The sequence below is a fragment of the Clostridium sp. E02 genome (genome assembly GCF_003833015.1).
Lineage (GTDB): Bacteria > Bacillota > Clostridia > Lachnospirales > Lachnospiraceae > Lacrimispora.
Map to the genome: position 1 here is coordinate 20,802 of NZ_RJLQ01000011.1, position 14,968 is coordinate 35,769.

Below are 14,968 nucleotides of genomic sequence, written 5' to 3' on the forward strand. Positions count from 1 at the left end.
TTATAATGTACATCAAAGAGGATGAAAAATGGCGAAATATGAATTAAAGAGCGGATTTACAACCGGAACCTGTGCCGCTGTTGCTGCAAAAGCAGCAACAGCCATGCTATTAACTGGAAAAATATTAGAACATATGAATCTTGTGACGCCAAAAGGGACGGAAGCTGATCTGCCCCTTTTTCATGTTGTAAGGAAACAGCATCAGGTTTCATGTGGGGTAATAAAAGATGCAGGCGACGACCCGGATGTGACGCATCAAGCCTATGTTTTTGCATCCGTAGAATACTTTGAAGACAGGGAACAAGCATCGGATCCCTCCTATTGTTATCGAGGAGAGGAAGAGTACGAATCCCCCATTTATTTAACTGGGGGGGAAGGAATTGGCTGGGTGACAAGGCCAGGCCTTTCCTGTCCAGTTGGGTATCCTGCCATTAATCCGGTTCCGAGGAGAATGATTTTTGAAGAAGTTTGGAAAATCAGACAAAATTCGGGATACGATGGAGCATTAAAGATTCGTATCTGGATGCCAGAAGGAAAAAGACTGGCAGAAAAAACTTTTAATTCCAAACTAGGAATCCAAGGAGGACTCTCAATTCTTGGAACCACAGGGATCGTAAAGCCTATGAGTGAAGATGCGCTCATTGCCACGATTAAATTGGAATTACATATGAAAGCGGTTTCGGGTTCCAAACATGTCATATTGACACCGGGAAATTATGGGGAGGCTTTTATCAGGGAGAGCCTTCATCTATCGCTTCTAGATGGTGTGACGGTTAGCAATTTCATTAAAACATCATGTGCCATAGCAGGAGAAGAAGGATTTGATCAGATTCTTTTTGTCGGTCACATTGGAAAATTAATCAAAGTTGCAGGTGGCGTGGAGAATACTCACTCAAAATATGGAGATCGCCGTATGGAAATATTATGGGATTGTGCCGTGTCTTATATAGAGGAAAAAGAAAAAGAGCGGATTCTGAAAGCAAACACCATGGATGAAGCCGCCCAAATCTTAACAGAGCTTGAGATTTTAGAGCCGGTTATGGCAGATGTTGTTGTAAGGATACAATCCTATATCCGTGCATGGACAAGCAATATATCGGTGGAAGTAGTGACTTTTTCCAAGGTATTTGGTATTCTTGGGATGACAACTGGAGCCAGAAATCTCATTGACCATGGGTTTGTGTCAATAAAACAAAAGAAATAACAGGAGGATAAAACATGGCTGGAATCATGTATGGAATTGGAGTAGGGCCAGGAGATCCTGAACTTATGACGATAAAAGCAGCAAAGAGGATCAGGCAGGTCGATGTAATTGCCATTCCTCATACCGATAAAAATCTGTGTACCGCATATCAGATTGCCAAAGAGGCAGTGCCGGAAATAGAAGAAAAAGAGATACTCTCAATTCCCATGCCCATGACAAAAGATAAAAAGATATTAAAAGAAAGTCATGAATCAGCGGCAAAGGAGTTGATGAGCCAGCTTCGTGAGGGAAAAGACGTTGGGTTTATTACTCTTGGAGATGTAAGCATTTACTCAACGTTTAGCTATATAATAGAACCACTGCAAAAAAATGGATTTCCCATTCAATTTGTAAGTGGTATCCCATCTTTTTGTGCGACTGCAGCAAGACTTTCCACTCCGCTTGTTTCAGGAGCAGAGCAGCTTCATATTATACCGGCCTCCTATCAGGTAGAAGATGCACTTAAATTACCGGGAGTAAAGGTTTTGATGAAAGCGGGAAGGCAGATGGAAGCAGTGAAAAAATTGATCCATAAGAATGGATTAGAAGCCACGATGATAGAAAACTGTGGAATGCAAAATGAGCGGATCTATCATTCGCTTCGTGAGATTCCAGAAGATGCGGGTTATTATTCATTGTTGATTGTGAGGTAAATATGGTACATATTGTAGGAGCGGGTCCGGGAGCACCGGATTTGATAACAGTAAGAGGAAAAGAATTAATTGAACAGGCAGATGTGATTATCTATGCCGGTTCCCTGGTAAATCCGGAGTTGCTAACGTATAACAAGAAGGAATGTCTGATTTACAATAGCGCAAAAATGACATTAGAAGAAGTAATTGCTGTGATTGAGACGGCAGAAAAGGAAGATAAAATTACAGTAAGGCTGCATACTGGAGATCCAAGTATTTACGGCGCTATCAGAGAGCAGATGGATGAGATGGATCAAAAAGGCATTGCCTATGAGGTTTGTCCTGGGGTTAGTTCCTTTTGTGGAGCGGCATCCGCACTTAAAATGGAATACACCCTTCCAAACGTAACACAAAGTGTTATCATAACTCGAATGGCAGGTAGAACTCCCGTTCCCCAAAGGGAATCCATTGCTTCCTTTGCGTCTCATGGTGCGACTATGGTGATATTTTTAAGTACTGGGATGCTCAAAGAATTGTCAGAAGAACTCATTCTTGGAGGGTATCAGAAAGAAACCCCTGCAGCCATTGTATACAAAGCAACTTGGAAAGAAGAAAAGACAATCCTTTGTACGGTGAATACCTTAAAGGATCGTGCAGAACAGGAGCAGATTCAGAAAACAGCTCTTATTTTAGTGGGCAATGCAGTCGCACAAAAACAGTATGATCGTTCGTTGCTTTATGATCCCGGATTTACCACTGAGTTTAGAAAGGGGATTTAAAAATCATGAAACTCTCCATTGTCTGCTTTACAAAAGCAGGAGCAAAAGTATGCAACCTACTTTTAAAGGGGCTTTCTGCAAAGGGGCATGTATGTCAGGGGTATGGTAAATATGGGGATGGACTTTTACCAGTGTTGCCATCGTTACAGGATTTTACCAGGGACCAGTTTGCTCGGGTAGACGGTATGATTTTTATTGGAGCTACGGGAATTGCAGTTCGATCAATTGCTCCTTTTTTAAAGGGGAAAACAGAAGATCCGGCAGTTGTTGTAATGGATGATAAGGGCATTTTTTCTATCTCTCTGCTGTCTGGGCATATGGGTGGTGCAAATGAATTGGCGAAACAGGCTGCCACGATAACGGGGGGACAGCCTGTTATTACGACAGCTACAGATCTCCATGGGCAATTTGCAGTGGATTTGTTTGCCAAAGAACAGGGATTGATTCTTTTGAATGTCAGGAAAGTGAAACTTGTCTCCTCTGCCGTACTTCATGGAACGCCTGTTGGTTTTTTTAGTGATTTCCCAATCGAAGGAGATCTTCCAGAAGGACTTTATCGGAACTGTTTGTCTCAGGTAAACATCTGGATCAGTATAAGGAAATGGGATAAAGAAGAGAAAAGAGGAAACTATCTAAAACTGATTCCTCCGATTTTGGTTCTTGGGATTGGTTGCCGCAAAGGGGTAACAACCGATGCGATCGAAGGTGTGGTGGATCAGGTACTAGATGAATGGAATCTCACAGGAGAAAGTCTGGTGTCTTGCGCTAGTATTGATTTGAAAAAAGAAGAACCAGGAATTTGTGAATTTGCAAAAAGAAGAAACCTCCCCTTCTTCACCTATCCGGCAGATGTATTGGCTGAGACAAAAGGAGAGTTTACTGCTTCGCCATTTGTTAAAAGGGTGACGGGAGTGGATAATGTCTGTGAACGGGCAGCGCTTACCTGCGTAAGAGAATCAGGAGGTGGCAGTCTCCTCGTAAAAAAACAGGCTGGAAAAGGCATAACGGTAGCGTTAGCTGTCCGGGATTGGAAGGTGATTGTATGAAAAAGTCAGGGAAATTATACGTGATAGGAATTGGACCAGGGTCTTTTGAGGATATGACCATAAGAGCAGTAAACGCATTAAAAGAAAGCCAGATTATTGTAGGTTACACGGTATATGTGGATCTGATCCGGGAGAATTTTCCAGAAAAAGAGATGCTTACCACGCCAATGAGGAAAGAAGTAGAACGCTGTCGCATGGCAATTTCAGAGGCGGAAAAAGGGAAGACAACCGCCATGATCTGTAGTGGCGATTCCGGTGTTTACGGCATGAGCGGACTGATTCTTGAGTTGGCAGAAGAAAAAAATCTGGAGGTAGAGGTGATCCCAGGGGTCACAGCGGCACTAAGTGGCGGCGCGGTTCTCGGAGCTCCTCTGGGGCATGATTTTGCAGTCATTAGTTTAAGTGATTTGCTTACCCCTATGGAATTAATAGAAGAAAGACTGCGGGCTGCTGCAAAGTCTGATATGGTTCTATGTATTTATAACCCATCCAGCAAAAAGAGGGCAGATTATTTAAAGAGAGCCTGTGAAATTATATTAGAGTGTAGAAAACCGGAAACGGTCTGCGGTCTGGTTAAAAATATAGGTAGGACAGGGGAAGAGATGAAGATCATGAATCTATTACAATTAATGGAGACTCAGACTGATATGTTTACCACTGTTTACATAGGCAATTCCACGACCAAAGAAATAGACGGCAGGATGGTAACCCCAAGAGGATATCAACATGTGTAAGATATTAATATTTGGAGGGACTACGGAGGGACGCATTCTTTCTGAGTATTGTCAGGAAAAACAGATCCACGTATGGGTTAGTGTTGCCACCGGTTATGGAAAATTGGTTCTTTCTTCTAGCCCATATCTTCACATTCGTGAGACTCCTATGGATGCCACTCAAATGGAACAGTTTATTCAGGAAAAGAGGATACGGTTGGTACTTGATGCCACTCACCCCTATGCAACCGAAGTGAGCAAAAATATTGAATCAGCCTGTGAAAAGACAGGAGTCCGATCTTTGCGGATTGTAAGAGAATCCATAGAACTTGATACCAAAGATCAGAAAAGCCCAGGAAAAGTTATATGGGTGGATTCTGTAGAGGAAGCAATTGGTTATCTAAATGAGAGAATCGGCAATGTGTTAGTAACAACAGGCAGCAAAGAACTGATCCGTTTTACGAATATGGAGGATTTTTTAGATAGAATTTATGCAAGAGTGCTTCCCTCTGTATCTGTCTTTTCTGCTTGTGAGGAGATGGGAATCAAAGGCAGTCACCTAATCGGAATGCAGGGGCCATTTTCTACGGAATTAAATACAGCGATGATCAAGCAATTTGACATTCAATACCTAGTAACCAAAGAAGCAGGAAGCCGGGGAGGATACTCTGAAAAATTGGAGGCCGCGGCGCAAATGGGGGTAACCACGGTTGTTATCGGCCGACCGTTAGCTGAGTCGGGTATTTCTTTAAAAGAGGCAAAAAAGGAACTGCTTTGTTTTCAATCACCGGAGACTCTCTCCGTTACAAAACGAAGTGTTTATTTGATTGGCACTGGTATGGGAGGGGAGGGAGCAATGACAGGTGTAGCCATGAAAGCTATGATGTCCTGTCAGGTCCTGTTTGGTGCGGAACGTATGCTTTCCCAGCCATTGGTACAAGAAGCAGTTGGGATCAAGATCCCTTTCTATAGAAGTCAAGATATCCTCCCCTGGCTGATAAAACACAATGAGTATGATACCGTAGGAGTTTTGTTTTCTGGGGATACTGGGTTTTACAGCGGTGCCAGTAAGATGGCAGAGGAATTGAAAAAAGATCCCTATCAGAGAGAATTTCAAGTAAATTCCCTCCCTGGTGTTTCCACTGTATCCTATCTTTGCGCCCGATTGAATACGAGCTGGGAGAAGGTACGGTTGGTCAGTCTCCATGGCAGAGAGTGGAATCTGATAGAAGAATTAAGGAAACATCCTAGAATTTTTTCTCTTTTAGATCGAACCAATTCGGTAAATGCCCTGTGCCGCCTTTTAAAAGAGAAGGGATATCAAGACGTTCGTTTGTCCGTAGGGGAGCGGCTATCCTACCCGGAAGAGAGGATTCGAATTGGAACTCCAGAGGAACTTGAAACAGCGGAATTTGATAAATTATCTGCCGTATTGATTGAGAGGTAATGTATGAGAGATGAATGGTTTGTCCGGGGAAAAGTGCCCATGACCAAAAGTGAGGTTCGTGCGGTTTCCATATCGAAGCTAGAATTAAAACCAGATTCAATATTGTATGATGTGGGTGCAGGAACCGGGTCTGTTGCCATCGAGGCATCTAAGTTTCTCACCTCTGGGCTTGTTTATGCCATAGAGAAAAAGCCGGAAGCGGTAGAATTGATCGAAAAAAACAAAGAAAAGTTCTTTGCCCATCGGGTGGAAATTGTGGAAGGAATGGCTCCAGAGGCAATCAAAGATCTGAAAACGCCGACTCATGTTTTTATTGGGGGGACATCTGGGAATTTGGAGGAAGTACTCGATCTGGTATTAAGTAAGAATGATAAGACCAGAATTGTTGTCAATGTGATTGCACTAGAGACCTTAGCTCAACTGGTAAACTGGTTGAAAATCAAAGAATTAGAAGCAGATTTCATTCAGATACAGGTATCCAGAGGAAAAGCAGCAGGAGGGTACCATTTGATGATGGGACAAAATCCGGTTTCTGTAATTTCGTTTGGCGGAGAGGAGGAATATTGATGATACACTCCATTAACAGGCTGATGCTTGCTGCGCCAAAAAGCGGAAGTGGGAAAACGACGATTACCTGTGGATTATTGAGTTTGTTCCAGTTGAAAAACATAACCTGCAGATCGTTTAAATGTGGCCCGGACTTTATTGACCCCATGTTCCACAAGCACGTACTTGGGATCGATGGGGGGAATTTAGACACCTTTTTTTTGGAAAAGAAAGAAGTATCAGAGCAGTTAATCCATCAGTCACAAGGGAGCAGTCTGTCCTTGATAGAAGGGGTGATGGGGTATTACGATGGAATGGGAGGCAATCAAACGTGGGCGAGTTCCTATGACGTCGCAAATGCAGTATCAGCACCTGTTGTTTTGATTCTTGACGGGAAAGGGGCCAGTCTATCTTTAGTGCCCGTGGTAAAGGGATTTTTGGAATATAAGGAAGACAGCCAAATTGCTGGTGTGATTCTAAACCGGACCTCATCTGTTATAGCAGAGAGGTTAACACCAGAGATAGAGGCACTCGGAGTAAGGGTGTATGGATATCTGCCGGAATGTGAGGAAGCTCGTCTTAGCAGCAGACATTTAGGACTGGTTCTTCCAGAAGAACAAAGAGATTTAAAAGAGAAGTTCGGGAAATTGGCACGTAAGCTTGATGAAACCATTGACGTAGAAGGGCTTATACACCTGGCAGGGAATGCACCAGCACTCCAATCGGAATCCGTTAGAGAATATGGAGCGGCCGTTTCAAAGAACAAGGAGAAAGTGGCGATTGGTATTGCAAGAGATGAGGCTTTTTGTTTTTATTATCAGGAGAATTTAAAACTGTTAGAAGAGATGGGAGCCAAACTCATTCCGTTTAGCCCTCTTCATGAAGAACATTTGCCAGAGGGAATCTGTGGTTTGATTTTAGGTGGTGGATATCCAGAACTGTATTTAAATGAACTGTCACATAACAGTGTTATGCGGGAAGAAATCAGACTTTTAGCGGCTTTAGATCTTCCTATACTGGCAGAATGTGGGGGATTTCTTTATCTGCATGAGGAGGTGGAAAGCAAGGAACATGTTTCCTATCCCATGGCGGGAGTTATAAAAGGACGAGGATATCCAGTAGGAAAACTGGTTCGGTTTGGTTATATAGAGGCATTGGTGAAAAAACAAACAGCATTCCTAAATCAAGGAGAGAAAATCCGTGGGCATGAGTTTCATTATTGGGACAGTACCAACAATGGAACCTATATGGAGGCAGGAAAGCCAGGTAGAGAGCAGCGATATTCCTGCATGCACGGAGAAGAAAGCATATTGGCAGGATTTCCACACTTATATTATCCTTCCAATCCCTGTTTGCCCCAAGGTTTTATAAAAAACTGTAGGAACTGGGAAAAAACCGTTGGAAAGAAGGGGTTTAATCATGAATGATGAGTTGCATCAATACATATCTCAAATACGTCCTCTTGATGAGCGTGCGATGAAGGAGGCTCGAATTCGTTGGGCCAATGTGGCGAAACCATTATACAGCCTTGGTGTTTTAGAAGAAGATCTTGTAAAGATTGCGGGAATGAGAGAAACTTCAAAGGTTCAGATAGGAAAAAAAGCACTTTTTATTTTCTGTGGAGACAATGGAATCGTGGAAGAGGGGGTTACCCAAACGGGGAAAGAGGTCACTTCCATAGTGGCTGAAAATATGACAGAAGGCAATAGTAGTGTCTGTATTATGGCAGAGCGTGCAGGCGTGGATGTGATTCCCGTGGATATGGGTACAGCCAGAGAATTGCACTCTGGTACCCGCTATCCGCTGATTCCAAAAAAGATTGCTTATGGCACAAAGAATTTTCGAAAAGAGCCAGCTATGAAAAGAGCGGATGCGATTTTGGGAATTATGACCGGAATCGATTTAGTCAGAGTATTCAAGGCAAATGGATATGATCTATTTGCAACTGGGGAAATGGGAATCGGGAATACAACTACAAGCAGCGCTCTTGTGTCACTTCTTCTAAAAAAAGACCCTGAACTATTAACGGGCAGAGGGGCTGGATTAAATAATGAGGGGTTGTTAAAAAAACGGACCGTCATCCGGGAAGCGGTGGAAACATACGGTCCTTTGTGTCGGGACGAACTGGATGTTTTGGCTCATGTGGGAGGATTTGATCTGGCCGGCCTTACTGGAATGTTTTTGGGTGGTGCAATTTACCGGGTGCCCGTGCTTGTTGACGGTTTTATATCTGCGAGTGCCGCTCTTTTGGCAGAGCGAATCGCACCTGGATGCAGAAATTATATGCTGGCATCCCATGTATCCAAAGAACCAGCTGGTAAAATGTTGCTTGAAGAATTAGGGCTTTCCTCTCTGATTCAGGCAGGCATGTGTCTGGGGGAAGGAACGGGTGCGGTTGCTGCGATTCCTCTTCTTGATATGGCTGCAGATATTTATACAAAGATGAGCTCCTTTCAGGATATAGAAATAGAAGCATATGAGCCGATGGAAGACTGCTTATGATTGCACTGGTAACGGGTGGAAGTGGAAGTGGAAAATCGGAATATGCTGAGAATTTGATCAGTCGCTTAGGGGTTGGGAAACGGATTTATATCGCAACGATGAAGCCTTGGGATGAGGAATGCAGAAAGCGGATTCTTCGGCACCAGGTCATGCGTCAGGAAAAGCAGTTTGAGACCATAGAATGTTATAGCAAGTTAAATAAGTTAACCTTGCCCCAGGAATCAAAAGTTTCAGCAGTCCTTTTGGAGTGTATGTCCAACCTAGTCTCCAATGAACTGTTTGGATTCGAAGAAGAGGTATTTTTGCCATCGAATGAGTTCGTAGAGAAACAAATAATGGAAGGAATTAAAAATCTCTCATTACAAACGAACCATCTGGTAATCGTTACCAACGAAGTGTTTTCTGATGGAGATTATTACAGTGCACAGACCAATCATTACCGAATGGTATTGGGACAGATAAATCAGAAAATAGCGGATATGGCGAATCTGGTCGTTGAAGTCGTAGCAGGAATCCCCATTGTCTTAAAAAATGAATTTATTGAAAATAATCCTCAAGTATGTTATTCTTATAACAAGCAGCATCCTGATACCTAAAACATAGTTTGCGGTAGAAGGTTCGGCATATGAGGAAACGTTTGTTTGCCGCACCTTTTCAGGTGTGGTATTTTTATTTTTTAGGGGATTATAACCTATGAGATAAAAAGAAAAGTTGGAGGAATTGGCATGGAGACGAGAATTGCTGTGATTGGCATTGTCGTAGAAGATGAGAAATCGGTTGAGATTCTTAACGAAATTTTACATGAGTACCGGTATTTTATAATTGGACGGATGGGGATCCCCTATCCCAAAAAAGAGGTTAGTATCATAAGCATAGCCGTGGATGCGCCTCAAACCACGATCTCTGCCTTAACTGGTAAAATTGGTAAGATTAACGGAATTAGTTCTAAGACGGCTTACCAAAGTGTGAAAAGAGAAGATTAGAGATTTCAAGAGGGATAACCCTTGTGAAATTATAAAAACTGACGGAGAAGCAATCGCTGACCCAAAAGAGAGGAAGTATTATAATGTATGATTTGAAATCAAAAAAAGCGGAAGCATTTATCTCACATGAAGAAATTCTTGATACGCTTGCGTATGCAGAAGAAAACAAAGACAACGGGGAACTGATTGATGAGATACTAAAAAAAGCCAGAGATCGCAAAGGGCTGACGCACAGGGAGGCATCGGTACTCTTAGCTTGTGAAAATCCAGAAAAGATACAAGAGTTTTATGAACTGGCAGAACAGATTAAGAAAGATTATTATGGAAGCCGTATCGTCATGTTTGCGCCGTTATACCTGTCCAATTACTGTGTCAATGGCTGCACCTACTGTCCATACCATTTAAAGAATAAGCACATTGAAAGAAAGAAATTAAATCAAGAAGAAGTAGCAAGGGAAGTGATTGCCTTACAGGATATGGGGCATAAAAGACTTGCAATTGAAGCGGGGGAAGACCCTGTCAATAACCCCATTGAGTACATCTTAGATTGTGTGAAAACTATATATTCAATTAAGCATAAAAACGGAGCAATTAGAAGGGTCAATGTAAACATAGCAGCAACTTCAGTGGAAAATTACCGGAGATTAAAAGATGCGGATATTGGAACTTATATTTTATTCCAGGAGACGTATCATAAAGAAAGCTACGAACAGCTTCACCCTACAGGACCGAAGCACGACTATGCTTATCATACCGAAGCCATGGATCGGGCGATGGAAGGCGGGATTGATGATGTAGGGATTGGCGTTTTGTTCGGACTAGAACGGTATCGGTATGAGTTTGCAGGACTTCTGATGCATGCGGAACATTTGGAGGCGGTTCATGGAGTTGGTCCCCATACCATTAGTGTTCCAAGAATCAAAAATGCGGATGACATAGATTCCAAGGCATTTGCCAATGGAATTGACGATGATACATTTGCAAAAATCTGTGCACTTATTCGTATCTCGGTCCCTTACACGGGTATGATTATCTCCACAAGAGAGAGTCAAAAGGTTCGGGAGAAGGTGATTCGACTGGGAGTTTCTCAGATCAGTGGCGGCTCAAGGACCAGTGTAGGTGGATATGAAGAGGAAGAGAGACCAAAAGAAACCGAACAGTTTGATGTGTCAGATCAGCGCTGCCTTGATGAAGTGGTACACTGGCTGATGGATCTGGGTTATCTTCCGTCATTTTGTACGGCATGTTACAGAGAAGGGCGTACTGGAGATCGTTTTATGAGTCTTTGCAAAAGCGGACAGATTCAAAACTGCTGTCAGCCCAATGCTCTTATGACGTTAAAAGAGTATCTGATGGATTATGCATCTGAGGATACAAAAAAAGTAGGCGAAGCTCTGATTGAAGCGGAATTAAAAAAGATCCCGAAAGAAAAGGTACGTTTGATCTGTGAGGATCATTTAAAGAACATTGAACAAGGAATCCGGGATTTCCGTTTCTAAACATGAAAATGACAATAAGAAGAGGAGTATAACATGGGACTTAATGCAGCACCATCATCCGAGCGGGTACACATTGGTTTTTTTGGCCGCCGAAATGCAGGAAAATCCAGCGTTGTGAATGCAGTAACAGGACAAGAACTGTCCGTAGTATCCGAAGTGAAAGGAACGACTACAGATCCAGTGTATAAATCCATGGAGCTTCTTCCTATGGGACCGGTCGTAATCATTGATACACCAGGTTTTGATGATGAGGGTACGTTAGGGGAGATGCGAGTAAAGAAGACGAAACAGATCCTAAACCGATCAGACTGCGCTGTATTAGTAGTAGACGGAACCATTGGAAAAACCGAGATGGACGAAGAGCTAATCGCTTTGTTTATAGAGAAAAAGATTCCTTATGTGGTTGCGTACAATAAATCCGATCTAGTAGGAGAAACGGCAGCTGAAGATGGGATTTATGTCAGTGCCAAGACCGGTCAGAATGTTCATGAGTTAAAAGAACGGATTGGAACACTGGTCAATACTGGAGATACCAAGATGAGGATTATAGGAGACTTATTAAAGCCTTATGATCTGGTGCTTTTGGTAATCCCCATTGATTCTGCCGCCCCTAAAGGGAGGATTATACTTCCTCAGCAGCAGACCATGCGGGATATTCTAGAGGCAGGTGCGGTGGCCATTGCTGTACGAGATACGGAGTTAAAACAGACCATTGAAAAACTGGGAACAAAGCCTTACTTGGTTGTTACTGACAGCCAGGCATTTGAACAAGTAAACAAAGATACACCAGATGAGATTCTTCTTACCTCTTTTTCTATTTTGATGGCAAGGTACAAGGGATTTTTGGAAGATTCCATCAAAGGAGTCGCTGCCATTGGAAATCTTATGGATGGGGATGCTATTCTTATCTCCGAGGGTTGTACACACCACAGGCAGTGTGATGATATTGGAACCGTGAAACTTCCTCGTTGGCTTAAGGAATTCACCAAAAAAGAGCTGATCATCGAAACTTCATCAGGAAGAGAGTTTCCAGAAGATCTTTCCAAGTACAAATTAGTAATTCATTGTGGAAGTTGTATGCTCAACGAAAGAGAGATGCAATACCGAAGAAAGTGTGCCGCAGATGCAGGCGTGCCATTTACCAATTATGGAACTTCCATTGCTTATATGAAGGGAATCTTAAAGAGAAGTCTAGAAGTGCTTCCGGATCTGGAAGCATTGCTGTAACGAATCAATAAGAAAAGTGGGACAAGGCTGTTGCAGATCGGAGAGAATTATAACGATTTGCAGTAGCTTTTTTCATAACATCTTTTAATACGGGTATTTTTATGGTAAAATGCGGATGTGAGTTTGTCGATAAAAAACGAAGAAAGGCAGAAGGAGCATGAATCTACTAGGTAGTTTATTGATTGCATTTTCCATGTATTCCCGTATTCCCATGCCACAGGTAGCGTGGACCAAGGAACGGATGAAATATGCCATGTGCTTTTTTCCACTGATTGGGGCGGGGATTGGTCTATTGGTATATCTCATCTGTTTTTTTACTGATTCCTTTGGCTTTCCATATATAAGGAAAATGATACCAATGGTGATTCCAGTTCTGGTCACTGGAGGGATTCATATGGATGGACTCTTGGATGTCATCGATGCAAGGTCATCCCATGGGGAGATATCGAAAAAATTAGAGATCCTTAAGGATCCCCACACCGGAGCGTTTGCAATCATTGGCTGTGTGGTCTATTTTCTTGTTTATCTGTCTTTTTTTATGGAGTTAGATTCTCATATGATTCCAGCTTACTGCATGGGATTTGTAATTACAAGGGCATTTAGCGGGTTGTCTGTGGTTACCTTTCCTATGGCAAAGAGCAGTGGACTTGCTGCTGCCTTTTCTAGTGGTGCACAGAAACGAACCGTTGGTGTTACAATGGTGATTTATCTTGCGTTCTCTTTTTTTGGAATCTGGTATTTGGAGGGAGGAAGAGCTTTCCTTACGGTGGTTTTTATTTCTTCCCTTATTTATTGGCGATATTATCATATGGCGAAACAAGAATTTGGGGGAATTACCGGAGATTTGGCAGGCTATTTTCTTCAAGTGTGTGAACTGGCTTTGCTTATAGGGCTTTCCGTTCTCTCCCATTTCTAGTTTAAAAAGAAAGGATTTATTATGAAATTAATTGTTGGTGGAGCTTGGCAGGGGAAGTTGTCTTTTGCTTTGGAGTTGTCAGGAAGTGAAGCGTCGGTGGTGGCAGAGGGAGACAAAGACGGTTTTGATAAGGCAATGACAAGTCCGGTGATTCATCATTTGCAGGAATACATTAGACGGTTGTTGCAGGAAGGAAAAGACCCAGGTGAATTTATTGATAAACTGAAGGAAGAAAATCCAGATGTGATTGTAACCTCCAATGAACTTGGCTGTGGAATTGTCCCCATGGATCCATTTGACAGAGTATGGAGGGAACAGACGGGACGAGCTGGAGAAAAACTGGCTAAAAACTGTGATGAAGTTTATCGGGTGATATGCGGAATATCGGCTCGAATCAAATAGAAAAAAGACAAAGGATAAGAGATATGATACGTTTGCATTTAACCGCAGTATTATTGGGGTGTTTTCTGGATCTATGTTTTGGGGATCCTGATTGGCTTTGGCATCCAGTTTGTGCCATAGGCTCTCTCATTAATTGGTTAGAAAAAAAGTTAAGAAACCGGTTTTCAAAGGATAGAAAAGGGGAACAGTCATCCGGACTCATTCTGGTGATTTTGGTTCTCCTTACCACTGGAGGGCTATCCCTAGGAATTCTTATGATCGCATACATGGCATCGCCTTATGTTGGGCTTCTAATGGAGAGTCTGCTGTGTTATCAGATGATGGCCTGGCATTCTTTGAAGAAGGAAAGTATGAAAGTGTATTATGCGTTTCAAAGACAGGATTTAGAGGGAGCCAGGTATGCCGTGTCCATGATTGTGGGAAGAGATACCAAAGAGTTGACCGATGTGGGAATCACAAAAGCAGCGGTTGAGACCATAGCAGAAAACACTTCCGATGGAATCATTGCGCCCTTTCTTTTCATGGTTTGCTTTGGAGGTGTGGGTGGAGCTCTTTATAAGGCAGTGAATACCATGGATTCCATGATCGGATATCAGAATGAACGGTACCTCTGGTTTGGACGGGCTGCAGCAAAGTTAGATGATATAATCAATTATTTGCCAGCTAGAATTTCTGCAGGATTGATGATCGGGGCAGGATATATATGCCAATTTTTTCATTCCTTATATGAGAAAAAGGAGAATCCTTACAGCGGGAGTTGTGGCCTTCGTATATTCTTGCGGGATCGGTTCAACCATAAAAGTCCCAATTCAGCGCAGACCGAAGCGGTGTGTGCCGGAGTGTTACAGGTGGAATTGGCTGGGAATGCTCGTTATTTTGGGACTTTATATGAAAAGCCAACCATAGGGGATCCAATAAGATCCATTGAATATGAGGATATTCGCCGGGCGAATGTTCTGATGTCTGTTACCTATCTGCTGGCATTGCTGCCAGTGGTATTACTTGTGGTTTTATTGTGATTTTATATAGGAAG

General features: G+C 42.6%; 16 protein-coding genes. All 16 read left to right on the forward strand.

Translation table 11 applies throughout. The features are described from left to right. Positions 1 to 28 precede the first annotated feature (28 nt). The 16 genes from cbiD (at position 29) to cbiB (ending at position 14,954) form a co-directional block, all read left to right on the forward strand. On the forward strand, positions 29 to 1,204 hold the full coding sequence (cbiD, locus tag EFT72_RS09640) for a cobalt-precorrin-5B (C(1))-methyltransferase CbiD (protein ID WP_124066714.1): 1,176 nt from the start codon (positions 29 to 31) through the stop codon (positions 1,202 to 1,204). A 14-nt stretch (positions 1,205 to 1,218) separates the two neighbouring features. After that, on the forward strand, positions 1,219 to 1,896 hold the full coding sequence (cobI, locus tag EFT72_RS09645) for a precorrin-2 C(20)-methyltransferase (protein WP_124066715.1): 678 nt from the start codon (positions 1,219 to 1,221) through the stop codon (positions 1,894 to 1,896). 2 nt (positions 1,897 to 1,898) lie between these two features. Then, positions 1,899 to 2,654: a precorrin-4 C(11)-methyltransferase gene (cobM, locus tag EFT72_RS09650; protein WP_124066716.1), complete on the forward strand. Its 756-nt coding sequence runs from the start codon at positions 1,899 to 1,901 to the stop codon at positions 2,652 to 2,654. A gap of 5 nt (positions 2,655 to 2,659) precedes the next feature. After that, complete coding sequence (locus EFT72_RS09655; protein ID WP_124066717.1) at positions 2,660 to 3,700, forward strand: cobalt-precorrin 5A hydrolase; 1,041 nt, start codon at positions 2,660 to 2,662, stop codon at positions 3,698 to 3,700. Further along, positions 3,697 to 4,434 carry a precorrin-3B C(17)-methyltransferase gene (cobJ, locus tag EFT72_RS09660; RefSeq protein WP_124066718.1) on the forward strand — a complete coding sequence of 246 codons (738 nt, stop codon included), beginning with the start codon at positions 3,697 to 3,699 and terminating at the stop codon, positions 4,432 to 4,434. Before EFT72_RS09655 ends, cobJ begins: the two co-directional genes overlap by 4 nt. Further along, positions 4,427 to 5,860, forward strand: a complete 1,434-nt coding sequence (cobK, locus tag EFT72_RS09665) for a precorrin-6A reductase (RefSeq protein ID WP_124066719.1) — start codon at positions 4,427 to 4,429, stop codon at positions 5,858 to 5,860. Before cobJ ends, cobK begins: the two co-directional genes overlap by 8 nt. Positions 5,861 to 5,863: 3 nt before the next feature. Continuing rightward, positions 5,864 to 6,427: a precorrin-6Y C5,15-methyltransferase (decarboxylating) subunit CbiT gene (cbiT, locus tag EFT72_RS19665; protein WP_243109986.1), complete on the forward strand. Its 564-nt coding sequence runs from the start codon at positions 5,864 to 5,866 to the stop codon at positions 6,425 to 6,427. Then, positions 6,427 to 7,833 (forward strand): cobyrinate a,c-diamide synthase, encoded by a 1,407-nt coding sequence (locus tag EFT72_RS09670; RefSeq protein WP_243109987.1) that lies wholly within the window; start codon positions 6,427 to 6,429, stop codon positions 7,831 to 7,833. The genes cbiT and EFT72_RS09670 overlap by 1 nt, the downstream gene beginning before the upstream one ends. Beyond that, a complete protein-coding gene (gene cobT, locus EFT72_RS09675) occupies positions 7,826 to 8,908 on the forward strand; it encodes a nicotinate-nucleotide--dimethylbenzimidazole phosphoribosyltransferase (protein ID WP_124066720.1) in 1,083 nt (360 codons plus the stop codon). The genes EFT72_RS09670 and cobT overlap by 8 nt, the downstream gene beginning before the upstream one ends. Then, on the forward strand, positions 8,905 to 9,504 hold the full coding sequence (locus EFT72_RS09680) for a bifunctional adenosylcobinamide kinase/adenosylcobinamide-phosphate guanylyltransferase (protein ID WP_124066721.1): 600 nt from the start codon (positions 8,905 to 8,907) through the stop codon (positions 9,502 to 9,504). The genes cobT and EFT72_RS09680 overlap by 4 nt, the downstream gene beginning before the upstream one ends. 129 nt (positions 9,505 to 9,633) lie before the next feature. Further along, positions 9,634 to 9,891: a TM1266 family iron-only hydrogenase system putative regulator gene (locus tag EFT72_RS09685; RefSeq protein WP_124066722.1), complete on the forward strand. Its 258-nt coding sequence runs from the start codon at positions 9,634 to 9,636 to the stop codon at positions 9,889 to 9,891. An 83-nt stretch (positions 9,892 to 9,974) separates the two neighbouring features. Continuing rightward, positions 9,975 to 11,390 (forward strand): [FeFe] hydrogenase H-cluster radical SAM maturase HydG, encoded by a 1,416-nt coding sequence (hydG, locus tag EFT72_RS09690; RefSeq protein ID WP_124066723.1) that lies wholly within the window; start codon positions 9,975 to 9,977, stop codon positions 11,388 to 11,390. Positions 11,391 to 11,423: 33 nt separating this feature from the next. Then, the gene (hydF, locus tag EFT72_RS09695; RefSeq protein ID WP_124066724.1) at positions 11,424 to 12,617 is read left to right on the forward strand and encodes a [FeFe] hydrogenase H-cluster maturation GTPase HydF; all 1,194 of its coding nucleotides are present in this window, start codon (positions 11,424 to 11,426) and stop codon (positions 12,615 to 12,617) included. A gap of 157 nt (positions 12,618 to 12,774) precedes the next feature. After that, complete coding sequence (locus EFT72_RS09700; protein ID WP_124066725.1) at positions 12,775 to 13,533, forward strand: adenosylcobinamide-GDP ribazoletransferase; 759 nt, start codon at positions 12,775 to 12,777, stop codon at positions 13,531 to 13,533. Between the two features lie 21 nt (positions 13,534 to 13,554). Next, a complete protein-coding gene (locus tag EFT72_RS09705; RefSeq protein ID WP_124066726.1) occupies positions 13,555 to 13,935 on the forward strand; it encodes a bifunctional adenosylcobinamide kinase/adenosylcobinamide-phosphate guanylyltransferase in 381 nt (126 codons plus the stop codon). 23 nt (positions 13,936 to 13,958) lie between these two features. Beyond that, positions 13,959 to 14,954: an adenosylcobinamide-phosphate synthase CbiB gene (cbiB, locus tag EFT72_RS09710; protein ID WP_124066727.1), complete on the forward strand. Its 996-nt coding sequence runs from the start codon at positions 13,959 to 13,961 to the stop codon at positions 14,952 to 14,954. Positions 14,955 to 14,968 lie beyond the last annotated feature (14 nt).